Below are 22994 nucleotides of genomic sequence, written 5' to 3'. Positions count from 1 at the left end.
AGTGACAAATTTCCCCCTTACAGGCTAGGCCCAGACCAGCTGTTTTAGGAGTCGATATGAGCAAAGATTTGATGCGCGAAGCCGCTATCAACCTCAAGAAAGCCGTACCCTTGATGTTAAAGCATCAAATCCCAACGACACCGACCAACTACGCCTTGTGGTATGCCTATGTCGGTCAACAAAACCCCCAACTCATCGACAAATTAGACAAGATAGTTAACCAGTACAACACCTGTCCACCAGTGACCGCCGAGTTGCTCTACCGCGAGCATATCGCCGACCCCAACGAGGTCAATGTCCTCAACATGCGTCAGAACCTTGAGGCCATGACCATAGAGCTTTCGCAATCGATTAAAGACACCAACCAAGATGCCACGGTTTTTCAGCAGCGTATCGACAGTAACTTTAATCGGCTCAATCGCATCGAAGAAGAAGGCTTAAGCCTGGAGAAGGTGTTAGGTCTGGTGCGGGATCTGGTGAAAGAATCTGATGAGATCCGTCAGACCACCGAATATTTTACCGGACGATTGGACAAGGCCCAGGAGGAGATCGCAGCCCTGCGCGCCGAGTTACAACGCTCCGAGCGTGACGTTTACCATGATGCCCTTACCGGCGTGCTTAACCGCCGCGCCTTCGATCAAGATCTGAAAGGCCTGTTAGCACAGTCACCTGAGGGAACCTGTCTCATCTTGGCCGATGTGGATCACTTTAAAAACGTTAACGACACCTACGGCCACCATCTGGGCGACAATGTGTTAAAAGCGGTTGCCAAACGCCTGGGTGAATCCTGCCGAGATGGCATTAAGCTCTACCGCTACGGTGGTGAAGAGTTTGCTTTGCTGGTGCCCAACAGTCATCAGCGTAAGGCACGGCAACTGGCCGATGCCATGCGCCGCTCACTCGAGAAGATCACCTTGAAAGATAGACGTAAAGATCAGCTTATCAATAAGATCAGCGCCTCTTTTGGTGTCAGCGAATGGCAGACTAAGGACACCTTCGAGTCGCTGATCGAGCGAACTGACGGTTTCTTATATGATGCTAAGCATTTAGGCAGAAACCGGGTAATGCCTCTGTAACTCAGCCGACTTAGATGGCGCAGGCTGAATGAGCGCTACCTCACTTTCTAGCGGCGCGGCAACCACCACAAAGCGCTGTCGACTCTGACCAAGTAGACTATCGAAGGGATAGCAGGTCACCAGAGTCAAGCGCAATTCAGATTCATTAGCCAGTAAACGCGTATCTTCCTCATCCACTACCTTGGTCCCCAGGACGCGGTAGCGCACTATCTGAGACGAGGCATCCTGCACAGTGATCATCTGGCCCGAATGTATCCCCCGAAGACGCGAGAAATGAGTGTCTCTGTGACCGGCAATAACTGTGTTCCCCCAATGATTGATCTGATTATCCGCCAAAATAGCGGCGGGACCAAAAGCCAGGTTACGTCCTGAGGCGCCCGCCAACACATAAAGGGGTTCACCGTACTGTCTGCCCTGCTCATCGATAAAATGCAGCTTAGCCACAGGGTAGGTATCGGCCCAGCTCCAGGGCTTATGCTGCTGACGATCGCTGAGGGTTTTATCCCATGCCCGTTCAATCAAAAACTGAGCAAAATGCGCCTTAGCTTGCATATATCCTCCTTTGAATATCAGTGTCATGGCCGCCATCAGTGCGGTAAACAGCAACACATGCCTCAGGCCTAAGCGTCTGCGACGGTTCATGAGTGCACCTCACTTAGACGTCTGCGCCACAAACGGTGCAAACAGGGTAGATAACTGAACCAATAGGCAGCGATTAAGGCGAGCATCATAGCGCCAACAGCCAGATACAGTCGGCTCTCGGTCGCCGTTTGAGGCCACTGCTGTTGAACCGGAAGCATAGCGGGTTTAAACAGCTCCATTGCATCGACGCTTTCAGGACGCGACGGTGTCTTATCCACGGCTATCAGGCTGGTATAGGCACTGACCAGATGATAATCCATCGCCAAACGGGTCACACTTGCCTTCACCGCATCGTGATTGTGGGGATTTTTACCAAGCTCCAGACTGGCTATTTGATTGCGAGCCCAGATAAGATCGATGCCGCGCGGCTTTTCCTGTGCCGACAGGGCCAATCTTCGCTGCCAGTTCTTACCATCCAGATCCCCAGAAATGATTAACGCATCACTCACGGCGCGCTGAGTAGCGGTTAATCTCAGGGCCACCATGATGGGTTCATGGGCATAGAGATCCCCGATCTGCACCGGCCAGTAATCTGGAATAGAGCCATCATCTAGAGTGAGAGTCACATTGCTGATCTGTGGCGACTCTATCTTTTCTAACAACTCCCCTATCTTGGCGTCCACCTCGCTGATCTTGCCAACATAGGTATATGTGCCGCGCCCAGCCCTGGCGGCGCGCTCCATAAAGTAGCCATTGGGGGCCGCGCCTATCCCTACGGTAAACAGGCGCTGGCGACCGATATTGGCGGCAATCAGGGCAAACAGAGAGGCCTCGTTACCTATGGCACCATCGGTAATAAACACCACCTGTTTTAGGCGTTGTGACATTGAAGTGGCGGGCTCCGGCTGACTCAAGGCCCGCAGTAGTGCCGGCGCCATCTCAGTTCCGCCATCGGCTTCAAGACTTTGTACAAATAGATTAGCCTTACCTAAGTTTGCCGCGGTCACCGGCAGCGACATGGGTGATAGGCTGCGCACTGAGCTGTCAAAGGCGATCACATTAAAGGTGTCCTGGCTACCAAGTCCAGCTAAGGCATTTAAAATGGCGGATTTGGCCTGCATAATCGAATCCCCCGACATGGAACCTGAGGTGTCGATTACCAAGGTCAGCTCCCGAGGCAGACGCACACGAGCCTTATCTTGAGGTGGCATCAGCATCACCAACGCGTAGCTATCTTGCTCTTTGACCTGAGCTGACGGCTCTCCATGAGTCTTACCTAATTGGCTAAACATGACCGCGCTGGGCTGCTCGGCCAGCTGCGGGCGCCACTTAAGCATAAAATCCCTGTCGGGACGCAAGTTATTGGTCAAGCTAAGGCCAATTTTAGTGCCACCAAGTTGCGTCTGACGCATCTTGTGATACGGGGTTTCCAAGCGACTGATGGTCATGCCGGCATCCAGTACCACGTCCAGATAGAGCTTCTGCTCTCCTGATGTTTCAGGGCCTCTATTGCCGAATGCCGATTGGCCATCTCTCAGATTAGCCTTTGCGTTTGGATCATATCTTGGGGTTATGGCGGTTGGAAAACGCAGGCTAAATTCGCCATCTTGATAACGCACCTGCTGCTGATAGGCAATCTCCACCACTAAGGCCTCACCCGGCCCAAGGTTAGCGACCTCAGATGAAAAGATATTCGGTCTTTGCTGACTGACCAGACTAGCCTTCTTACCACTGGCCTTGGCTTGCTCAAAGGTTTGCCGTGCCACCGCCTTAGGTTGGATCTCCCCGACGATCACGCGCTGACCTATCTGCAGTGTCAGACTATCGACCGCCGCATCGTGAGGCAGAGGAAACTGATAGCGGCCATTGAGCCAGTGGTCGCTGTCGTTCACAAAAATTTGCTTTACTGAGACACGGTTGATCCAGCCAGAGATATTCATCTTCACTTGCGTATCCACAGCCAACGCCGTGGATGACACTGACTTCTGACCCAGCTCGCCACCGAGCTGATACTCCAGCACGCCTTGTCCAAGCACCTCAAGCTCATCTTGCTTCATTTGAGTAAAGTGGCTTTCACTGACACTAGGGATTGCCCGCCCCCAAGCCGGCGTTGTCAGGCCAATCGTAGTCAAGCCAAATGCAGTTAAACTCGTCATGGCGAACAGGGCAATGTTCACTTCCCATAGCCGCGCCAATAGGCGGCGTCCTAGGGGAAAAAAAGCCCCCCTCGGGGGGCAAGGGTCGGTCTGGGATATCCTTAGACTCGCGCGCGGCAACATTTTAATTCTCCTTCTTACACGCTGCTTCATGGGCCTGACTTAGTTAGCTGCCAGCGCGGTATCGCCTGGCACTAACTTGATGGTCACGCGGCGATCGAAAAAGTCATTCTCGAAACTCTGTTCATCTTTCACTGGCGCGCTGGCACCAAAGGCCTTAGCGTCAAGGCGAGATGCATCCACCCCTTTGGCGAGCAAGTAACTTCTTACCTCGGCAACCCGCTGCTCAGAGAGCGCCTGGTTATAGCTGCTGTCACCTCGTCTGTCGGCATAACCGGTAAGATCTAACTTGAGCTGAGGTGATATCACCATGGCATCGGCTACTTCATCGAGTTGGCTCTGAAAATGGGGCTCAACGGTAGAGGAGCCGGTTTTAAACTGAACATTCAACCCGAGCGCCAACTCCTCAAGACGAGTGCCCTGATGCTGTCTGAGCTGGGCCAGCTCCACCTTGGCCTCTTGATACTCCTCCTGCACCGTCATGAGCGCCTCATTTTGCTGCTTGAGTGCCATCAGTCGAGACTCTTTTTCTGCCAGTGCCGTCTGTTGCTGTTTAATCTCACTGTCATTGGCCACCGTCTGACCTATCATGCCGCCGGTAAATGCGCCGATGATCGCGCCCACAGGGCCTGCCACCACGGCGCCCAGCACTATGCCTGATCCAACGCCGATCAGCGCTTCTTTATCACTCGATACCTCGGTTGTCGCTTGAGTGTTAGGGGCAGCGAAGGCCGCTGAGCTGCCAAATAACGAAACACTGATTAACACGGCAATGATCTGCTTCTTCATGGGAAATTCCTCAAGTTGACATGGATGGGTTATTTAGAACCTTGTGGTTCCTGTCGATGAGGTCATTAAATAACAGTGAAATGGCAAGTCAGGGGTGCAAAAATGACGATGCAGCGACCAAATGTGGCAACAAAATGGCATTTTAGCCACACCACTTTTTTCGCCGAAAATTTGCTGTATAGTCACTTCCCAGAAACACGAAGCTGTATTGGATAGATAATGAAGCGTATTGCAATAGTGGAAGATGAAGCGGCTATCCGCGAGAATTACAAAGAGGTGCTACAGCAGCAAGGCTATAGTGTCCAGGCCTATGCCAACCGCCCTAGCGCCATGGAAGCCTTCAATACTCGTTTACCGGATCTGGCAATCATCGATATTGGCCTGGAAAATGAGATTGATGGCGGCTTTACCCTGTGCCAATCCCTCAGAGCCATGTCTAACACTTTGCCGATCATCTTTCTGACTGCCCGTGACAGCGATTTCGATACCGTCTGTGGGTTGAGACTCGGCGCCGACGACTATTTGAGTAAAGATGTCAGCTTTCCACATCTGATCGCCCGCCTGGCGGCACTATTTCGACGCTCGGACATCCAAAATGGCGCTAACCCCCAGGATGGCATGATAGAGCACGGCAACCTGACCATAGATGTCAACCGTATTCAGGTCTACTGGAAACAGCTGCCTATCGAGCTGACGGTTACCGAATTTTGGATGGTACATGCCCTGGCCAAACACCCCGGACATGTACGCAGTCGCCAAGCGCTTATGCAAGATGCCAAGATCTATGTGGACGACAGCACCATCACCTCCCATGTAAAGCGGATCCGTAAGAAATTTATTAGCCAAGATCCTGAATTTGATTGCATAGATACCGTATATGGCATGGGTTATCGCTGGGACAACCAAGACTAAGCATGTTTAATCTGCCCATCGGCCTGCGCACTAAGGTCGCCATCCTCTCCCTGTTTCTGCTCTGCCTGCCTTGGTTGGGCTACCAGTATGTATGGGAGATGGAAAAGTACCTGCGCTATGGTCAGGAAAAAACCTTGGAAGGGACCACACAGGCGCTGGCCACCGCGCTACACGAACGCCCTAAGCTATTCGACAAACAAGCCAGTTTCCTGTCACAGGTAAAAAAAGGACGGGATCTCTACGCCTATCCTTTAAGCGGTCCCATACACCTAGATGGTAAATTAGGCGAGTGGCAAACCAATCGTCATCGCGCCCTGGTTTATGGCGCCGACCACCAGCTATTTAAGGCCGATGACGGCAAGCCCCTTAATGTCAGTTTTACCCATATGGTGGGTAAATACGCCGGTTACCTATACGCCTATTTCGAGGTGACCGATCCTAAGGTGATCTACCGCGGCACTAACAGCCTGAGAATCGACAATAACGACCATCTGGCCATCGCCACCTTGGCGCCCGATGGTCATTTTCGCCGCTATATCGTCGCCACCATACGCGATGGCTGGATAAGTGCCTTCGAACTGCCCGCCGACCCCAAGCGATCTCAACCGGTTACTCCAGAAGTGCGCATTCAGGGCAAATGGCTCAAAACCGAAAAAGGCTACAACATAGAACTCAGAATGCCGCTGGAGATGGTAGGCAGCAAGCTGGGCTTTGCCATCGTCGATGTCAACGACAGGCGTAAACGCAATGTTGAGGCGATTGTCGGTACTTCGGCCACCGACGATGTCACCAAGCTAGGCACTGTGCTTGTACCTTCGCCAGAAATTGAAAGCATCATCAAGGGGATGAGCCATAACAGCTCACGGATCTGGGTGGTGGATCGCCATGGCCGGGTATTGGCTAAATCCGGCGATATCTACAGCAGCACCAATGTCTGGGCGCAAACCGCCACAGAACAGACACCCGACAGCTTCTGGGGGCGATTTAAGCAAAACTATTTGCATCCCCTCTACTACCGCATTTTGACCACGCCGCCGAAACATTTTGTCGACTCCCTGAAAGACTCGACCGTATTGGAGGGCAGCCATATTCGCAAGGCCTTAGCCGGTCAGTTTGGCTCCACCTGGCGCCTGTCGCCCGATGGCAAGGCGGTGATCCTCGCCGCCGCCAGCCCCATCTGGATCGATAACACCGTCATGGGCGTGGTGATCGCCGAGGAAACCACCCACGGCATCCGTACCCTGCGCAACAAAGCGCTCGAGAAATTGTTCAACGTGATCTTAACCGTAATGAGCATGGGCACCCTGGCGCTCTTCTTCTTCGCCTCCAGTATCTCCAGCCGTATTCGCAAGTTACGCGATGACGCAGAGCAGGCGATCGACAGCCAGGGACGGATCAGAAAGGCGATTATCGGGTCAAAGGTGCGCGATGAAATTGGCGATCTTAGCCGCAGTTTCGCCAGTATCGTCAGCCGTTTGGGCCAATATACCCATTATCTGGAGAATATGTCCTCCCGTCTGGGCCATGAACTGCGCACGCCGGTGGCCGTGGTTCGCTCATCGCTTGAGCACCTCAACAGCCAGGGACTGCCGCCTCAGCATCAAAAATATGTGGACAGAGCCCATGAAGGGGTTAGCCGACTCAATATGATCCTCAATAACATGAGTGAAGCGACGCGCCTCGAAGAAGCCCTCACCGATGCCGATGTCGATAACTTCCCCCTCGACAAGGTGATCGCCGGCTGTATGCAGGGCTATCAGATGACCTACCCCAATCAGCGCTTTGAACTGGAGATCGATAAGGAGCCGATGCCGATGCGCGGCGTGCCTGAATATATCGCCCAGTTAATGGACAAGCTGATCGCCAATGCCATCGAATTTAGCCAGCCTGAAACGCCCATCAAGGTGTCACTCAAAGCCAAGGGCAAACAGGCACTGCTGTGCGTCAGCAACCAAGGGCCATCTCTGCCGGCGAACATGGGCGAACAGATCTTCGAGTCCATGGTCTCGGTACGCGACCAGAAAGTGCAAGACAAGCCTCACTTAGGGCTAGGACTCTATATTGCCAGGCTGATCACCGATTTCCACGACGGCAGTATTCGCGCCGAAAATCTGATGCAAGACAATCAAGCCATAGGTGTCGCTATCCACATCCGTCTGCCACTTAAAACCCAATAGATGCAGGCCGATTTGCCAGGGTAAACACATAAGTAAATCTCACTTTCATTTAGCCGTATAGATGTTAAGATGGCTGCATTGCCTAGCCAAGATGAGTAGATGGGATGAAAAAAGAGACCAAGATAGTTAGCGTCGGCCGTGACAAGAAATGGAGTAAGGGGGTGATCAATCCCCCGGTATTTCGCGCTTCCACCGTGGTATTCGACACCATAGAAGAGATGCGTTACGCCACCAAAAACCGCGCCAATGGCGAGATGTTTTATGGCCGCCGCGGCACCCCTACCCACTTTGCCTTTCAGGCGGCCATTGCCGAACTTGAAGGTGGCGTGGGCACCGCGCTCTATCCCTCTGGTTCAGCCGCCATATCGGGCGCACTACTCTCTTTTCTCAAGGCAGGCGATCATCTCTTGATGGTCGACACCGCCTATGAACCCACACGGGATCTGTGTGACAAGCTGCTCAAAGGCTTTGGCATAGAAACCACCTACTACGACCCGCTGATCGGCAAAGGTATTGAGGCGCTTATCCGCCCCAATACCAAGGTACTGTTTCTTGAGTCTCCCGGCTCTATCACCCTAGAGGTGCAAGACGTGCCGACCTTGAGCCGCATTGCCCATAAGCATGGTCTGGTGGTAATGCTGGATAACACCTGGGCCTCCCCTATCAACAGCCGTCCGTTCGAACTGGGGGTCGATATCTCCATTCAGGCCGCCACCAAATATATTGTTGGCCATTCAGATGTGATGCTGGGCACCGCAACCGCCAACGAGGCCCATTGGGAGCAGCTTAGAGAAAACAGCTATCTCATGGGGCAATGCACCTCGGCGGACGATATCTACCTCGCCAGCCGTGGGTTGCGGACCCTTGGGGTTCGCATGGCGCAACATGAAAAAAATGCCCTTAAGGTTGCCAATTGGTTGGCTACGCGCCCAGAGGTGGATCACCTGCGTCACCCCGCCTTTACCACCTGCCCTGGGCATGAGTTTTTTAAGCGTGATTTCAGCGCGTCTAACGGCCTCTTCTCCTTTGTACTCAAGCAAGGCAACATCAAGTCGATCACCGCCTTTGTGGAAAACATGCAGCACTTTAAGATGGGCTTCTCATGGGGCGGCTATGAAAGTCTGATTCTGGGTGTTTTTGGTATCGACAAGCTGCGCACCGCCACTCAGTGGGACAGCAGCAAACCCCTGATCCGCTTGCATGTGGGGCTAGAAAACCCTGACGATCTCATCAAAGATCTCGAGGCCGGCTTTGAGCGCTATAATGCGGTATTAGATGGCCGCAACGAGTAAGGCATTACCTAAGTCAAGTAAGGCATTGCCTGCGTCTTCGCCATAGCGATTAAACAGTGGCAACTCAACTGCAGCAATTACACTGGCGTAAATAACCCACAGCAAAACGCCGTCAAAGATGACGGCGTTTTGTTTTTGGCTCAACTTATTTTGGTTCTACTTATTTTAGTTTGACGCTGGCTGTCCATTTGCTGAGCCACTCGTTTGCCAAGCCTGTGTGCCATAAAGCGGCACGGTGGACAGGCTGTGTTTATGGCTGCCATCAGTCTCCTTAGTCGAATAGGAGAGGTAAATCAGCGTCTGGTTATCAGCGTCATAGATGCGTCTCACCTTTAGCGACTTAAACAGTATGCTTAGAGATGCCTTAAACACCACCTCGCCCTTTGGACTCTTGTCGATGTTGGCGAGATCCCCAGGCAATATAGGCCCGGTTTGACGACAAGCAATCCCCATATCTGAAGGATCGGCAAAATCCAGATTGGCCTCGACACGACTAATATGACAGGTCACGCCAGGGATCATAGGGTCACGGCGCGCTTCGATGATCACATCTTTAGTGGTAAACAGGCCCAGGCTCACCTTACCCACATCATCACCGCAGCCACTGAGTACAAATAGCGCCGCGACGCCCGCCAGCCGAATTAATGCTTTCATGCTTACTCCATCTCTTCTTAGGAAAACAGCTTTTGAGCCCAGCGCGTCAGACCTGCTGTCACACTGCCAAAATGATCGCCTACCACTATCTCTGTCTCAGGATACATCTGGGCGATCTTTTGATAAATCGCCGGGCTCTTGGCCGTGCCGCCTGTCACATAGATAATATCTGCCTGTGTGGCTGCCTGGTCCATCGCCTGACGCATTAGCGATTGGATCAGGCTAACGGGTTGTTCGATAGCCAGGCTAAAGCGCTCAAGGTCGACATCGGCATTAAGCGCCGGGTCGATATACTCCAGGGTAACACAGGTGGCTGGCGCGTCCGACAGCGCAATCTTGGCCGCTTCGGCGCTGCGTACCAAACGGTAACCCAGTTGCTCCACTTGCACTTTTAGCAATCTCGCCAAAAGATCGGCACGCGTAGCGTCCTTGATAAGCTCCTCAATCATCTTGCGGCTCGTTAAACTGGCAAAATCACGCTGAGCACTGATGTCGTTAACCGCCACCGCATTCCAAAATGGCTGACTCGGCACCGGCAGTCCATTCACCATATGGGAACCAAGCCCCAGGTGCTGCATAAAGGCCTTCATCGCCAGGGCGATATCCAGATCGTTTCCGCCGATACGTTGACCACTATGACCGAGAAAGTCTTCACTACGATCTGCCTTATTGATATGAGATGGTCCCATCTTCACCACTGAGCAGTCGGTCGTGCCGCCACCGACATCCACCACCAACACTGTCTTATCTTGGTTAAGACTGGCCTCAAAATCCATACCCGCAGCCAAAGGCTCAAACAGAAAACTCACCTGCTCAAACCCGGCGCGTTTAGCGGCCAGGGCTAAAATGGCTTCGGCCTGACGATTACTCTCCTCACCGCCTATGCCTTGAAAATTCACCGGACGCCCGATCACGGCATGAGTGGCAGTGCCGTGAGCCTGGAGCTGCTTATCAGCCAGTTGTTTAATATGCATCATCATCAGGGTGACGATATCTTCAAATAGGGCGATTTGGTCTACTCGCAAGCCAGTGGCACCGAGAAAAGATTTGGGCGAGCGTACATAAAAGCCCTCTTCGGGCATATCCAGATAGTGCTGCACCGCCTGCTCACCGACAAACACCGCCTGCTCGTCGCTATCAAGATCCAACGCCTGACGGGCGTGGCGTGCGCGGCTTAACTGAGCCGAACGAAGCTTGGCATAATCCGCCTTAAAATCGCTCGCAAGCGCCTGATACACAGCTTCGCTGATCAGTTCCCGATCGAACGCATACAGGGTCGATACCAGATAGTGAGAATCCCCCGCAAGAGGCAAAAGCTGCACCTTGCCATCCAACATCACACCAACGGCGCAGTTAGCGCTGCCATAATCGAATCCAACAAACATGCTTAGCGGCTCCCGCCCATCAAAAAGCCGAGAAAAATAACACACTGAGCTGAAAAGACAAGCAAAGGCGGCGCGCAAAATCGACTAGACTTAAATAAGTCATAAGGAGTCGCTATGCGGGTTTGTGTTGGGCGCATCATACGTTTAATAACTCTGTTCCTACTAATCGTACTGAGTCTGGGTCAGGCTATGCCCGAAACGAACACAAACGCCTCAACCGTCTCATCTGAGCCACAAGTTAAAGCGGTGCCACTGATGCGTTTTAGTGGCGCCATAGGTCCCGCCATCGCCGAATACCTAGGCAGTGAGATCCAACATGCCAACGAGCTACTCGTTGCTGAGCGCCCGCCGTTGCTGATCATTGAACTCGATACGCCTGGCGGCTTAGTGTCAAGCTTACGCAGCATTAACCAAGCTATCCTCAGCTCCAAGGTGCCTATCGCCTGTCTGGTCGCTCCTTCAGGGGCTAGAGCCATGAGCGCCGGTACCTATATGCTATACGCCTGTCATATCGCAGCCATGGCACCCGCCACCACTTTGGGCGCCGCCACACCTGTACAAATGGGAATGCCCAGCCAAAATGAGAAACCATCAAACCCAAGGGACAAAGATCCAGCCAAAGGAGATGACAGCAAGCAGCTGGGATCTAACGACAACGCCATGACCCAAAAGATACGTAACGATGCCATCGCCTATATTCGTTCCCTCGCCAACTTAAGAGGCCGCAATGTTGAATTTGCCGAACAAGCGGTGAGTGATGCCGCAACGCTCACTGCCACAGAGGCTCTGGAGCAGAATGTGATCACCCTGATGGCAAGTGACGCTGGTGAACTCCTGACAAAACTCGACGGTATGGAAGTTGTTTTAGACGGCGAGCCCCATAGCTTCAACCTTAAGCAAACAAGGCTAGTGCCCCACGAACAAAGCTGGCGAAGTCACTTCATCGCCACCATTACCGACCCCAACATCGCCTATATCCTGATGTTAATCGGTATCTATGGCTTGCTGCTTGAATTTTATAGCCCTGGCGTAGGTATCGCAGGCGTCATTGGGGGCATCTCCCTTCTGGTCGCCCTCTACGCATTTCAGTTGTTGCCCATCAACTATGTGGGCTTGGGTCTTATCCTGTTAGGCATAGCCCTGATTATCGCCGAGTCTATGGTGCCGAGTTTCGGCATTCTCGGCCTTGGCGGGATCGTCGCCTTCGCGCTGGGATCCCTGTTTTTGATCGACGCCGACGGCGGCGACCTCGCCATCTCGCAGCCATTGATAGCGGCAGTAACCGTCACCGCAGCAGGCTTTTCTCTCTGGGTACTCTCAAGTCTGTGGAAAACGCGCAAGGCCGCCAATGTCAGCGGCGATGATCTCATCATAGGCGCCATGGCTACCGTGGTCAGTGGATTTGAACACTATGGTCTGGTCAGGCTCAACGGCGAATGCTGGCAGGCCCGCTGTGACACTCACACCCAAACAGGGCAAACCGTCATTGTGCAGGGCCGCGAACGACTCACTTTAATCGTCGCCCCCATACCTAGCCCTACCGAGGCAAACCCGCCTCAGGACTCCGGAGGTCGCTAATGGAAACCTTTACCTACGATACGCAACTCTTTTTCGTCGCGCTTATCTTCTTATTGCTAACATTGCTGCTAAGCGCCTTTAAGATATTGCGAGAATATGAGCGTGGAGTGATCTTTATGCTGGGCCGTTTCTATCGCGTCAAGGGACCCGGCCTCATCATAGTGATCCCGTTGATTCAACAGATGGTACGGGTCGATCTGCGTACTGTGGTGATGGATGTCCCCACTCAGGATGTGATCAGCCGTGATAACGTCTCGGTACAGGTCAATGCAGTGATCTATTTCAGAGTGATCGATGCGCAAAAGGCGATCATCAATGTGGAGGATTTTCTGCAAGCCACCTCACAGCTTGCCCAGACCACGCTACGATCTGTGCTGGGGCAACATGAGCTGGATGAGATGCTGGCCAACCGTGACATGCTCAACACGGATATTCAATCTATCCTCGACAACCGCACCGATGGCTGGGGAATAAAGGTCTCCAATGTCGAGATAAAACATGTAGATCTTAACGAAACCATGGTACGTGCTATTGCTAAACAGGCCGAAGCTGAGCGGATCAGACGTGCTAAGGTTATTCATGCCTCAGGGGAAATGGAAGCCTCAACCAAGTTAGTTGAAGCGGCACAAAACCTGAAAAAATCCCCCAACGCCATCTTACTGCGCTACCTGCAAACGTTAACGGAAATCGCCGGCGAGAAAAACTCCACCATCCTATTCCCCTTGCCAATGGATCTGCTTAAAGGGGTCATGCGCCGCTCGGCCGAAACTGACGAAGCGGCGGAGAAAAAGCCTCGGGACTAATGGCCGAAGCGAGTCACTTCAAAGCGATTGAGGAGCCGATGCACCAGATAACAGGCCATCAGGGTTAACACTATGGCGCCAAAAATACTGGAAGCCCGATAGAGGCTGCTATAAAAAAGATCATTTGATGGCGTCAGGTTTTGCCCATAAAGCGTCCCTAAGGTAGTCATAGCACCAAACCCGACACCCGACCCCATCGCCTCGGTCACGTGAGCCTGGCTGAACAGCAGGGTCACTAACCAAAACAGCGGCAGCAAGAGCAGCAACTCATGGGACCAGGTATAGAGGAACAACTGCATTAAGAGACCACAACTCACTCCAAGTACAGTCCCTATGGCGCGGCGCCTGGCATAACCTAAGGCGCCATTCCAATGCATGGGAAAAAGTAACATTAAGGTCGTCCCTTGGGCTGCCAGGGAGTCCCGCAGATCAAACACCTGAAATACCACAAAAGATAGGGTGGCGATAGTCGCCCCCATCAACGCCTCGTGACGCATGCGGTGAGGAGCCTTGGGAATGGCCGCCATCGGCGCCCGCTCTTCAACGTCAGGAAACAGATACATCATCAGGTAAGCGATCAAAATGGAAATGCCACAGCCCATAAAGTTGTTGATCGCCAACTCGGTCACATCGGTATCTGGATAACTGGCAAAATGAAGCATGATGCTTAGGCTAATCACCCCGGTGGCACCAAATAGAAACAGGCTCCCGCGGGACATACAGGCAAAACGATAGAGAAACAGCAAGAAGGCTACCATGGACATCACCAAAGGGTGTGAGCCCAAATACTCGGCAAGCAGCGCCACTTCTATGATGGCGATGGCCGAGGAGGCCATCACCTGTCGCACCGCATGCAGCGACATTTTAGGTAAGATCCCCAGCATCAACATGGGCAGTACGGTAAAGAACACCCCATAATTGAACTCAAGCACCTTACAGCAGAGAAACCCCAAAGTCGCACCGGTAGCGATTCGCAGACACTGACGCAGATCGTTAGCGCTTAAGGCATGATGACGAATTAACACACAACGCCCCTAGTAGATATAATGCAGCAGGCTGATGAATTTTATCTGCAGCTTGGCTAAGAACTCATAGATCACGTTACTAGGCTGAAGTTGCACCGTCGCCTTGGCACCCGCCGGCAGTGTCATGGTCACATCTGGCGCCAACTGGAGGTGAAGACGAAAACGCTGAGCATCACGCACCCAACGATTGGATTCTGTCGGAGTTGCCAGGCGTCCATTGGCATCAAATTGCGCCTGACTGACACCAGCATCGACACTGCTTACACTTGCCTGAAACAGCTCACCAGGGCGGCCATCGAAAGCCACCAGCGCGCTTGCACCTGGGTGAACATTTCGCAGGTTTTTCTCACGAAAATCGGCAATCACATCGACATTATCGAGCAGCAGTGCCATCACAGGCGTAGACTGGTTCACCATGTTACCAGAGGCTAACTGCACGTTAGTGACCACACCATCATGCTCGGCACGGATCTGGGTATAGCTCAGGGCCAGCCTGGCCTGAGAAAGACGATTCTGCGCTTGACGCAACTTAAGGTTATCTTCTCCAGCCTGACCTCTTAGTGTCTTAACCTTGGCAAGCTGCGCCTTGGCAGCCAAGAGCTGTGAACGACTGGCTTTCACTTCTGTTTGCGCCTGATCGATCATCTGTTGTGACACGCTCTGATTGGCATAAAGAGATTGCACACGTTTGGCCTCACGCTGCTTAAGTGCGTAGGCGATCTCCTTGGCATTCACCTCAGCGTTAGCCGCCGCGATGGCCGCATCCAGTTCAGCGTTATCTTGTCTGGCCTGCTCCAGCGCCAGTTCAGCCTGCTCCTGAGCCAGCAAGAACGGCGTCTTGTCCAGGCTGAACAGTAGATCCCCACGCTTAACCTTCTGGTTATTAGCAACCTCAACCGCTACAACCCTACCACTCACCTGAGGAGCTACCTGGGTAATGGTACGAGTGGCCATCGCCTGGGTAGTCAAAGGCATCTTAAGATCGGCAAACAAAAAGTAGCCAAACAGCATAATAAAGCCAATACAGGCAAACTTAACTAAACGGGCAAATTGCTGATCCGGTGTCATTGTCTTTATTTTTCCTCTTTGGTCATTGTGTGTGATTGTAATTTTCTCGTGGCGTTTTCACTGATACGGTTAAGGACAAGCTCAAAAACCTTGAGCTCCTCTGGGCTGATCCCCTGATAGAGTTCGGCGCGCAGATCGATAATGCGCTGACAAATGAAGGTCAGCAGATCTTGCCCTGCCTGTGTTAAGGAGACGCGTCGGACCCGCTTATCATGCTCACAACAGTGGCGCTCGATAAGCGACTGCTGTTCTAGCTGGTTTAAGGTACGCATGAGCGAAGCCAGCTCAATCTCAAGGGCTTCGGCAAGGGCTTTCTGGCTCGTTTCCTGACCCATACGAAAGAGCTTCCAAAGCACGCTCCAACGACTATGGGTTAAGCCCAAAGGCGCCAGCTCAACATCGGCGACCATGCGCCACAATCGCGCCAATCTGGCCACGCGCTCGGCATTAGATGACTCAGTCCAATCTCTGTCTTGATCTGTCATATTGGCTCTCCTTGCGAGGTTATGACGCTTGACATATTACTTAGCAGGCTAAGCATTGTATTTATTTAGCAGGCTAAGTAAATAGCTAAATGAAAATTAAAGACAACATGTCATTAAACTAAAGCGCTTAAAACCTTAATCTTTAATCACTTAATCTGTCTTATTCTGCAATGGCTAATCAGGTTCCAAAACAATAGACAAAAAATGAGCAGCAAGTGTAAGGCAAGCTGAAACACACAAGAGGCAGAAAAGATTGGGATATTGACAACAACGCCGCTTAAGCGGCTGGGAAAAGATGGGGGAAATAAAAAGCGAGCATTGCATAACACAACACTCGCCTTTGCTTCTTACGTTGAATACATTGGCAGACACGCTCTAAACTCAAGCTACCTAAACCTCTGCCAATACTGCTCTTCAAGCAGACAGTCGCCCGATGCAACTCATCTCTAGCAGCCATTTAAGTATAGACTCAGATCTTAAAAAGCGCGCAAGTTTCGAGGTAAAAAAATTAGCGAACACCCTGCTCTGCTTGGCGCTGACGACGCTGTGTCTTGTCCTGACGTCGCTGATCAATAACCTGTTTTACGTCACTACCAATATGGGATTCGCCGCGCGCCTTGGCTAACTGCACCTGACGCTCGCGCTCGACGAAACGCTTGCGCTGCTTTTCAGACAGCTTGTCGATGCAGTGAGGACAGCTGACGCCCTGCACATAGTGCTCGCTTTGCTTGTCTTCCTCTGTGATCGGCAGGCGACAGGCATTACATTGATCGTATTGCCCTTTTTCCAGGTTATGGTTAACCGACACACGGTTATCGAACACAAAGCATTCACCTTCCCAGAGACTCTCCTCAGGTTGCACCTCTTCCAGGTACTTGAGCACACCGCCTTCTAAGTGATAGACCTCATCAAACCCTTGCTCTTTCAGGTAGGCAGTCGACTTCTCACAGCGAATGCCGCCGGTACAGAACATGGCCACCTTCTTATGCTGGCTAGGATCCAGATTCTGCTTTACGTAATCGGGAAATTCACGAAAGGTTTGTGTCTTAGGATCGACGGCATTTTTAAAGGTGCCTATGCTGACTTCATAGTCGTTGCGGGTATCGATAAGCAGCACCTCGGGATCAGAAATTAGTTTATTCCAATCTTTAGGCTTCACATAGGTACCGACCACCTTACGAGGGTCGACACCTTCGACTCCCATGGTCACTATCTCTTTCTTCAGCTTAACCTTAGTGCGATAGAAAGGCATCTCATCATCAAACGACAACTTGTAGACAATGTTATCGAGTCCTGATTGACCATCTAACCAAGCCAGCAGTGCCTCAATTCCGGCCTGACTGCCGGCAACGGTACCGTTTATTCCTTCACTGGCGAGCAGGAGAGTCCCTTTAATCCCCAATGATTCCATCTCCTTCAGCAAAGGCTGCTGCAGGGCGGCAAACCCTGGCAGAGAGACGAACTTATATAACGCACATACAACGACTTGAGACATATTGACCTCTTTTACTGCTCCCTGAGGCTTAATCCCCAGTGCATAACAAAGCGCCTTTGTGATCTATGGCGCAAAATGGAGGCGAATTCTACCTAAATCACAGTCAAACAAACAGGGAGAAAAAGTAAGGGTATTAGGCCGCGGGCCTGACCGTAAAACTATGGGGTTGCGATCTCGACCAAAGCCATGAAAAATAGCGTGCTCAACAAGGAGACTTACATGCCAAGGCCTATTTTATACTCATTTCGTCGTTGTCCCTACGCTATGCGCGCCCGTCTGGGGCTCTATTTAGCCCAGCAAGAGGTGGAACTGCGGGAGATAGTGTTAAAGCATAAGCCTGAGCCCATGTTAGCGGCGAGCCCAAAGGGCACAGTGCCTGTGTTAGTACTCGATGATGGTCGCGTCATCGATGAAAGCCTTGAGATCATGCTCTGGGCATTAGCCCAGCAAGATAGTCACCAACTACTTTGCGCTGCACCGCAAGTTCATCAAAGCGCCATGGCACTGATAAGCGACAACGATAACCAGTTCAAACCTTGGCTAGACAAATATAAATATGCCGATCGTCATCCAGAGCACTCGGCAAGTGACTATCGCGCCAAAGGTGAAGCGTTTGTTCGCACCCTTGAAGCGCGGTTAACGCAATCAGCGCAGCTTGTCTCAGATAGGCCTAGCCTCGCTGACTATGCCATCTTCCCCTTTATACGTCAGTTTGCCCATGTGGATAAACAGTGGTGGCAACAGGCTCCCTACCCTAAGGTGCAAGCTTGGCTCAGCGAGCATATCAATAGCCAGGCTTTTGTTGCGATCATGAAGAAGTACCCCACCTGGCTTGAAAGTGGTGAGAGCTTCTCTCTGTTTTCAAAATAAAACATGATTTAACCCACTAATAATATGTAAAAAGGCGCCATATTGGCGCCTTGATCATCCTCTAGCCGTTAAACAGGCTCATCAGTGCAGTGACAACTGATACACGCTGGTGCTACCGCTGACCTCGTTACCTATGATGAGCAGAGGCTGAGCGGTTGGGCTGTCGCTGGCGGAAACAAAAGCCATGCCTTCAGGGCCGAGATCTCCTGCCACTTCAGGCGTGCCAGTGACATCACTGCCATCAATTTCGAAACCCACCTCAAAATCACGATTAACGACATAATCAACAAACTTAGGCGCAAATGGATTGGTGATCTCATAGATCATAAAACCCGACGTTCGTTCTAAACCGATAAAGGCGTAACGCTTACCGTTAACCTCACCAATCGCCAGCGCCTCAGGCTCGGCGCCTTTATCGTCACTGCGACTGTCCCCCTTGTTCTCTTCATTGCTGTTGTTAAAGTTGCTGCCCAGCAACGCGGCGGTAATGCGGGAAAAGTCGCTGCCGCTATCAAACACCTGCTGACCATTTTGATCCCAAATAGAAAAAGACCGACCACCATAGGCCACTATCTTGTCATAGTCGCCATCACCATCTTGATCGCCCATGGAGGTCGTCACCTTTAGACGTCCTAACTGCGTCTTATCCTGAGCCGCAGCATATTGAAGATGATTGGGATCGAGCAGCAGGTCGGCTGCACGCACTTCTTCAGAAAATCCCCCATAATCGCGCGAGTCACCTTCGTTGGCCGTCACCACAAAGTCACTGCCATGCCACTGAAAACTGGTGATGGTATCGGGCTGATACAGACCCACTACACCTGGATAGACCTGAAGGTTAACGCGATCGTCTTTGTCACTGGCATCGATGGCATTTTGCGCTGCGCCAAAATCCTTCTCCCCCAAAGGCCAGATACTAATGACCTGCTTCTGAGCAATATCGATCACCGCGATGGCATTGTTTTCCTGCAGGCTGACATAGGCACGGCGACTATCTGCCGACACGCTGATATATTCAGGCTCTAAATCCTGCGCCACGCTGGCATCTGGGCCATTGATCTTAATGTTAGCGGCCAATTCACTCTCTCTGGCGGCGCCCACATTAAAGTCACTGAAATTGAGCAGCGTGGCACTGGTTGCCGGTACGCCATCGACCACATCGATGAAGGCAATCGTCCCGAGGGGATCGACCAGATAGTCATCGCTTGGCTCCCCCTCACCCGCCACCAAGACCTGTTTACCGTCATGGCTAAATACCAGGTTATCCGGCAACGCGCCTACCTCGACTCCGTGCATAAAACTCACCTCGCCCGATGTGCCGATTCGGTAAAAGGCGACGTAGCCCAGGTCTTGCTTGCTGTTGCCAAGGGTATCGCCGCGCTCAATGGCCGCCGCCAGCAGATCGCCATGAATGGCCAGACTATTAACGCCTCCAAGGCGCTCATGACCAAGATCTTGCGCGACATCCAGTTCACGCAACTTAGGTAAATTGTTAAGGGTCAATGCCACCTCAGCACCTACTGGCTGCCCGCTAAGACCCGAGGCATCGATGATATCCACCTTACCACTCTGGGCATTGACCACAAAAACATGACCGGTTGCGCCATGAAAACCCAAGATCTCCGCGGCGCTTTGGCCAAACACACCCGAGGCGTAGCGACCAATCAAGTCGGCCCTTAGCTGCTGCTCAACCTCTCGACATAGATATTGGCTCTGCTCAGCGTTGATTTCGGCGCTATCGAGCATGCCATTGCCATTGAGGTCCAGTCCCGTCTGTATCAGCTGGCCACCTAACGGGCACTGGCTATCTCCTGCGGCAACCTCTGTCAATTTCACCAGGCTATTGGCGCCATGACTGCCATCCACACCGTCCTTGCCGTCGTCACCATTACAGGCCGTCAGACCTATACTTGCCACCACCAATGCTATTACCGTTTTTTTCATGGGATTATCCTTTGTCGTTAGCGCTAATCGGCACGATTTACCATCCTAAAAAAGAATGATAAGTGGCCTGTAAATGGCGCTAAGCTAAAAGGCAGATAAGGCAAACTCATGACAGGTAGATGACAATTTAACGACACTCAACCACCATTTCGGGGTCGTTGGTAAAATTTCACTTTGTCACTGATTAAAATCGCGCTAAATTTTGGTTCGGTATGATTACGGATAGAGAATCCATGTGCAGATTTTTAACCTATAGTGGCCCCAAGGCCCTGATGTCCCCCTTGATATTTAAAGCATCCAACTCTTTAGTGATGCAAAGTAAATACGCGCAAAAACGTAAGGTGCCCACCAATGCCGACGGCTTTGGCTTGGGCTGGTACCCTACCCAGGATGATCCCATTCCGGCCACTTTCGTCAATGTCGACCCCGCCTGGAGCAACCGTAACCTTAAGATGATCGCTGAAAAAGTGGAGACACAGCACTATTTCGCTCATGTGCGTGATGCCTCCAAGGGAATGCCCGTCAGCCAGGCTAACTGCCATCCCTTCTCCTGCATGCACTACCTTTGGATGCACAACGGCCGTCTGGATCAGTTTGATAAATTTCGCCGTCAGTTACTTAATCAACTTTCAGATCGTGCCTTTGCATTGATCAAGGGCAACACAGATTCTGAATATGCCTTTGCTCTTTTCATGGATAAACTCGGCTTTGCCGAGCAGGCCAGTCTGAGTCAACTGGAACAGGCGATGGAAGACACTATCGCCAGCATCATGAGTCTTCGAAAAGCAGCTGGTGCCGACACCAATGCCTTCATTAATTTTGCGGTAACCGACGGCAGACATACCGTTGTGACCCGTTTCGCCACCTTAGAGGGCGCTAAACCGGCCTCACTTTTTTATGGCCGCGGCCTGATAGGTGAAACGCAAGAGAGCATCGACTTTATTCCCCATGACGGCAAAGATGCCTGCATCATCATCTGCTCCGAGCCCCCTACCGATCAGAGTGAGTACTGGACTAAGGTGGAGCGCAATCACATGGTCAGTGCCATAGGCAACGAGCTGGTGAGCCAGCGAAAAATTCTCCTGCCTTATCAGGCAGAGCTCTAACCCAGATCTGGCGGGCTCGTCCCGCCAGATACCTGCAAGGTCTTGTTACAAAAGCACCAAAGGCGCTTTGGTCAAAGCGCAATAAAGCATTAGCCAAGACTTGGCCAGATCCCTTACAATATCCCTTCCCCCGGATAACACCCTTTCTCTGTTATCACACCCAAAAATAACCCTAAACCCGTCACAAGAGGTATGAGTGAACAATACGTCGATCCCGCCATTTCAGTCTTCAAGACCACAGGGCACTCTGAGTCTCGCCCTGTTAATCCCCATGTTATCCGCTATCGTGGCCATCACGCCGCTGGCGATCGATATGTATTTGCCTGCCATGGCGACCTTGGCAAGCAGCTTTAATTCCAGCATCACCACAGTCCAGCAGTCACTAAGCCTCTACCTAGCCGGTTATGCCATGGGCATGCTAACTTTCGGCCCTATCGCCGATCGCATTGGGCGTCGCCCCTTAGTGATCATCGGTCTGACGGGCTTTATGCTGGTGAGTTTGGCGCTCGCCTTTGTGACGAATGTCGAGCTGTTTTTGGGACTGCGCTTTGTGCAGGCCTTCATTGGCGCCGCGGCCACTGTTGTTGTGCCTGGCTATATCAAAGAGGTGTACGGCCAAAATACCGCTAAGGGGATGTCTTACGTCAGCCTGATCATGATGCTCGCTCCCCTTGTGGCGCCCACTTTGGGCAGTCTGATCCTGGAATTTGGCGACTGGCATCTGATCTTCTTTATTCTCGCCTTTTATGCCAGCCTGTTACTCTGCTTGGTGCTCACTAAGCTACGCATGCCCAGTGACAGTCAACATGAGGGGCGCAGCCAGAAATCTTTCTTCGGTGCCTATGCCGTTGTCTTTACCAAACCTGGCGTTAAGCTGCATATCGCCAGCGGCGTCATGACCTCATTTGCCTTTTTCTGTTATCTCACCGCCTCACCATTCGTTTACATGGAGGTGTTTGGTCTGGATAAGAGCCTGTTTGCTATTCTGTTTAGCACCAATGTGGGCGCCCTGATGCTGGCCAATGTGATCAACAGCCGTATTGTGGTCAAATATGGCTCTCGCAGAATGTTAAAAGTCGCGACCTTCCTCGCGGCGATTTCTGGTATCTGCCTGCTGAGCGTAAACCTCCTCGGGCTCAGTTTTCACTTTACCGTTGCTATGCTAATTCCCTTTATGGGCTTTTTAGGCATCATGTCGGTCAATGCCGATGCCATCGTCTTGATGAAATTCCAGCAAGAAACTGGCACAGCAACGGCTGTCATTGGCACCTTAAGGTTTGGTTTTGGCGCCCTGGCGGGCCCCTTGCTGGCACTCTTTTATACAGGGACGGCCGTCCCCTTCTCAGCCCTCATGCTGGGTGCTGTCACCTTAGTAGGACTGTTTCAGTTTCTTGCCCATAACCAGCATAAAAAGTATTAACTATGCCAAGATAACCCAAAAGGTCGCCGATACCAGCCATGTCGGCGCCCTATCAGG

The 22994-nt window shown here is 52.0% G+C and carries 20 protein-coding genes; 9 read left to right on the top strand and 11 right to left on the bottom strand.

Going from position 1 to position 22994, the window contains the following annotated elements; translation table 11 throughout:
* Positions 1-56: 56 nt before the first annotated feature.
* Positions 57-1076, top strand: coding sequence for a GGDEF domain-containing protein (locus tag NY07_RS05380; RefSeq protein WP_033538322.1), 1020 nt, complete (start codon positions 57-59; stop codon positions 1074-1076).
* Here the strand turns inward: NY07_RS05380 and NY07_RS05375 are convergent.
* From NY07_RS05375 to pdsO, 3 genes are all read right to left on the bottom strand, one after another.
* On the bottom strand, positions 1047-1718 hold the full coding sequence (locus NY07_RS05375) for a class GN sortase (RefSeq protein ID WP_081953776.1): 672 nt from the start codon (positions 1716-1718) through the stop codon (positions 1047-1049). The two genes, NY07_RS05380 and NY07_RS05375, sit on opposite strands and share 30 nt — an antisense overlap.
* Entirely contained in the window at positions 1715-3853 is a 2139-nt protein-coding gene (locus NY07_RS05370; protein ID WP_161783151.1) for a marine proteobacterial sortase target protein, read from the bottom strand. The genes NY07_RS05375 and NY07_RS05370 overlap by 4 nt, the downstream gene beginning before the upstream one ends.
* 123 nt (positions 3854-3976) lie before the next feature.
* A complete protein-coding gene (gene pdsO / locus NY07_RS05365; RefSeq protein ID WP_033538321.1) occupies positions 3977-4723 on the bottom strand; it encodes a sortase-associated OmpA-like protein PdsO in 747 nt (248 codons plus the stop codon).
* 219 nt (positions 4724-4942) lie between these two features.
* Between pdsO and pdsR the strand changes: the two genes are divergently transcribed.
* The 3 genes from pdsR (at position 4943) to NY07_RS05350 (ending at position 9104) form a co-directional block, all read left to right on the top strand.
* Entirely contained in the window at positions 4943-5635 is a 693-nt protein-coding gene (gene pdsR / locus NY07_RS05360; RefSeq protein WP_033538320.1) for a proteobacterial dedicated sortase system response regulator, read from the top strand.
* Positions 5636-5637: 2 nt separating this feature from the next.
* Positions 5638-7812, top strand: a complete 2175-nt coding sequence (gene pdsS / locus NY07_RS05355; RefSeq protein ID WP_033538319.1) for a proteobacterial dedicated sortase system histidine kinase — start codon at positions 5638-5640, stop codon at positions 7810-7812.
* Between the two features lie 104 nt (positions 7813-7916).
* Positions 7917-9104, top strand: coding sequence for a cystathionine beta-lyase (locus NY07_RS05350; RefSeq protein WP_033538318.1), 1188 nt, complete (start codon positions 7917-7919; stop codon positions 9102-9104).
* On the opposite strand, the gene NY07_RS19505 is transcribed toward NY07_RS05350, so the two are convergent.
* From NY07_RS19505 to yegD, 3 genes are read right to left on the bottom strand one after another with little or no spacing between them, the layout of a single operon-like run.
* Positions 9084-9248, bottom strand: coding sequence for a hypothetical protein (locus NY07_RS19505; RefSeq protein WP_161783150.1), 165 nt, complete (start codon positions 9246-9248; stop codon positions 9084-9086). The genes NY07_RS05350 and NY07_RS19505 overlap by 21 nt on opposite strands.
* Before the next feature lie 21 nt (positions 9249-9269).
* Positions 9270-9758 (bottom strand): CreA family protein, encoded by a 489-nt coding sequence (locus tag NY07_RS05345; RefSeq protein ID WP_033538317.1) that lies wholly within the window; start codon positions 9756-9758, stop codon positions 9270-9272.
* A gap of 17 nt (positions 9759-9775) precedes the next feature.
* Positions 9776-11143, bottom strand: a complete 1368-nt coding sequence (yegD, locus tag NY07_RS05340) for a molecular chaperone (protein ID WP_033538316.1) — start codon at positions 11141-11143, stop codon at positions 9776-9778.
* A gap of 114 nt (positions 11144-11257) precedes the next feature.
* Here yegD and NY07_RS05335 point away from each other — a divergent pair, with 114 nt between their 5' ends.
* Both NY07_RS05335 and NY07_RS05330 read left to right on the top strand, forming a co-directional pair.
* Positions 11258-12721, top strand: a complete 1464-nt coding sequence (locus NY07_RS05335) for an NfeD family protein (RefSeq protein ID WP_033538315.1) — start codon at positions 11258-11260, stop codon at positions 12719-12721.
* Complete coding sequence (locus NY07_RS05330; RefSeq protein ID WP_033538314.1) at positions 12721-13524, top strand: slipin family protein; 804 nt, start codon at positions 12721-12723, stop codon at positions 13522-13524. Before NY07_RS05335 ends, NY07_RS05330 begins: the two co-directional genes overlap by 1 nt.
* On the opposite strand, the gene NY07_RS05325 is transcribed toward NY07_RS05330, so the two are convergent.
* The 4 genes from NY07_RS05325 to trhO form a co-directional block, all read right to left on the bottom strand.
* Positions 13521-14549: a DUF2955 domain-containing protein gene (locus NY07_RS05325; protein ID WP_033538313.1), complete on the bottom strand. Its 1029-nt coding sequence runs from the start codon at positions 14547-14549 to the stop codon at positions 13521-13523. The two genes, NY07_RS05330 and NY07_RS05325, sit on opposite strands and share 4 nt — an antisense overlap.
* Positions 14550-14558: 9 nt before the next feature.
* On the bottom strand, positions 14559-15617 hold the full coding sequence (locus NY07_RS05320; protein ID WP_033538312.1) for an HlyD family secretion protein: 1059 nt from the start codon (positions 15615-15617) through the stop codon (positions 14559-14561).
* A 5-nt stretch (positions 15618-15622) separates the two neighbouring features.
* A complete protein-coding gene (slyA, locus tag NY07_RS05315) occupies positions 15623-16102 on the bottom strand; it encodes a transcriptional regulator SlyA (RefSeq protein ID WP_033538311.1) in 480 nt (159 codons plus the stop codon).
* 508 nt (positions 16103-16610) lie between these two features.
* Positions 16611-17597, bottom strand: coding sequence for an oxygen-dependent tRNA uridine(34) hydroxylase TrhO (gene trhO, locus NY07_RS05310; RefSeq protein WP_033538310.1), 987 nt, complete (start codon positions 17595-17597; stop codon positions 16611-16613).
* A 219-nt stretch (positions 17598-17816) separates the two neighbouring features.
* On the opposite strand from trhO, the gene NY07_RS05305 reads away from it, so the two are divergent.
* The gene (locus NY07_RS05305; protein WP_033538309.1) at positions 17817-18467 is read left to right on the top strand and encodes a glutathione S-transferase; all 651 of its coding nucleotides are present in this window, start codon (positions 17817-17819) and stop codon (positions 18465-18467) included.
* Between the two features lie 81 nt (positions 18468-18548).
* Here the strand turns inward: NY07_RS05305 and NY07_RS05300 are convergent, their stop codons facing one another.
* The gene (locus tag NY07_RS05300; RefSeq protein ID WP_033538308.1) at positions 18549-20411 is read right to left on the bottom strand and encodes a choice-of-anchor I family protein; all 1863 of its coding nucleotides are present in this window, start codon (positions 20409-20411) and stop codon (positions 18549-18551) included.
* 233 nt (positions 20412-20644) lie between these two features.
* Between NY07_RS05300 and NY07_RS05295 the strand changes: the two genes are divergently transcribed.
* Positions 20645-21517 carry a class II glutamine amidotransferase gene (locus tag NY07_RS05295; RefSeq protein WP_033538307.1) on the top strand — a complete coding sequence of 291 codons (873 nt, stop codon included), beginning with the start codon at positions 20645-20647 and terminating at the stop codon, positions 21515-21517.
* A gap of 196 nt (positions 21518-21713) precedes the next feature.
* A complete protein-coding gene (locus tag NY07_RS05290) occupies positions 21714-22937 on the top strand; it encodes a multidrug effflux MFS transporter (RefSeq protein ID WP_033538306.1) in 1224 nt (407 codons plus the stop codon).
* The last annotated feature ends 57 nt before the right edge of the window (positions 22938-22994 follow it).

Origin of the sequence: Shewanella sp. ECSMB14101, assembly GCF_000773485.1 — a bacterium.
GTDB lineage: Bacteria > Pseudomonadota > Gammaproteobacteria > Enterobacterales > Shewanellaceae > Shewanella > Shewanella marisflavi.
The sequence above is the reverse complement of the archived record's forward strand: the minus strand, read 5'-3'. Positions and strand labels throughout refer to the sequence as shown.

What these genes read in the sequence shown, in the direction of transcription:
- pdsO (WP_033538321.1), bottom strand. Translation starts at nt 4,723, where the DNA reads ATGAAGAAGCAGATCATTGCCGTGTTAATCAGTGTTTCGTTATTTGGC.
- NY07_RS05330 (WP_033538314.1), top strand. Translation starts at nt 12,721, where the DNA reads ATGGAAACCTTTACCTACGATACGCAACTCTTTTTCGTCGCGCTTATC.
- pdsR (WP_033538320.1), top strand. Translation starts at nt 4,943, where the DNA reads ATGAAGCGTATTGCAATAGTGGAAGATGAAGCGGCTATCCGCGAGAAT.
- trhO (WP_033538310.1), bottom strand. Translation starts at nt 17,597, where the DNA reads ATGTCTCAAGTCGTTGTATGTGCGTTATATAAGTTCGTCTCTCTGCCA.
- NY07_RS05380 (WP_033538322.1), top strand. Translation starts at nt 57, where the DNA reads ATGAGCAAAGATTTGATGCGCGAAGCCGCTATCAACCTCAAGAAAGCC.
- slyA (WP_033538311.1), bottom strand. Translation starts at nt 16,102, where the DNA reads ATGACAGATCAAGACAGAGATTGGACTGAGTCATCTAATGCCGAGCGC.
- yegD (WP_033538316.1), bottom strand. Translation starts at nt 11,143, where the DNA reads ATGTTTGTTGGATTCGATTATGGCAGCGCTAACTGCGCCGTTGGTGTG.
- pdsS (WP_033538319.1), top strand. Translation starts at nt 5,638, where the DNA reads ATGTTTAATCTGCCCATCGGCCTGCGCACTAAGGTCGCCATCCTCTCC.
- NY07_RS05335 (WP_033538315.1), top strand. Translation starts at nt 11,258, where the DNA reads ATGCGGGTTTGTGTTGGGCGCATCATACGTTTAATAACTCTGTTCCTA.
- NY07_RS05300 (WP_033538308.1), bottom strand. Translation starts at nt 20,411, where the DNA reads ATGAAAAAAACGGTAATAGCATTGGTGGTGGCAAGTATAGGTCTGACG.
- NY07_RS05305 (WP_033538309.1), top strand. Translation starts at nt 17,817, where the DNA reads ATGCCAAGGCCTATTTTATACTCATTTCGTCGTTGTCCCTACGCTATG.
- NY07_RS05350 (WP_033538318.1), top strand. Translation starts at nt 7,917, where the DNA reads ATGAAAAAAGAGACCAAGATAGTTAGCGTCGGCCGTGACAAGAAATGG.
- NY07_RS05295 (WP_033538307.1), top strand. Translation starts at nt 20,645, where the DNA reads ATGTGCAGATTTTTAACCTATAGTGGCCCCAAGGCCCTGATGTCCCCC.
- NY07_RS05375 (WP_081953776.1), bottom strand. Translation starts at nt 1,718, where the DNA reads ATGAACCGTCGCAGACGCTTAGGCCTGAGGCATGTGTTGCTGTTTACC.
- NY07_RS05345 (WP_033538317.1), bottom strand. Translation starts at nt 9,758, where the DNA reads ATGAAAGCATTAATTCGGCTGGCGGGCGTCGCGGCGCTATTTGTACTC.
- NY07_RS05320 (WP_033538312.1), bottom strand. Translation starts at nt 15,617, where the DNA reads ATGACACCGGATCAGCAATTTGCCCGTTTAGTTAAGTTTGCCTGTATT.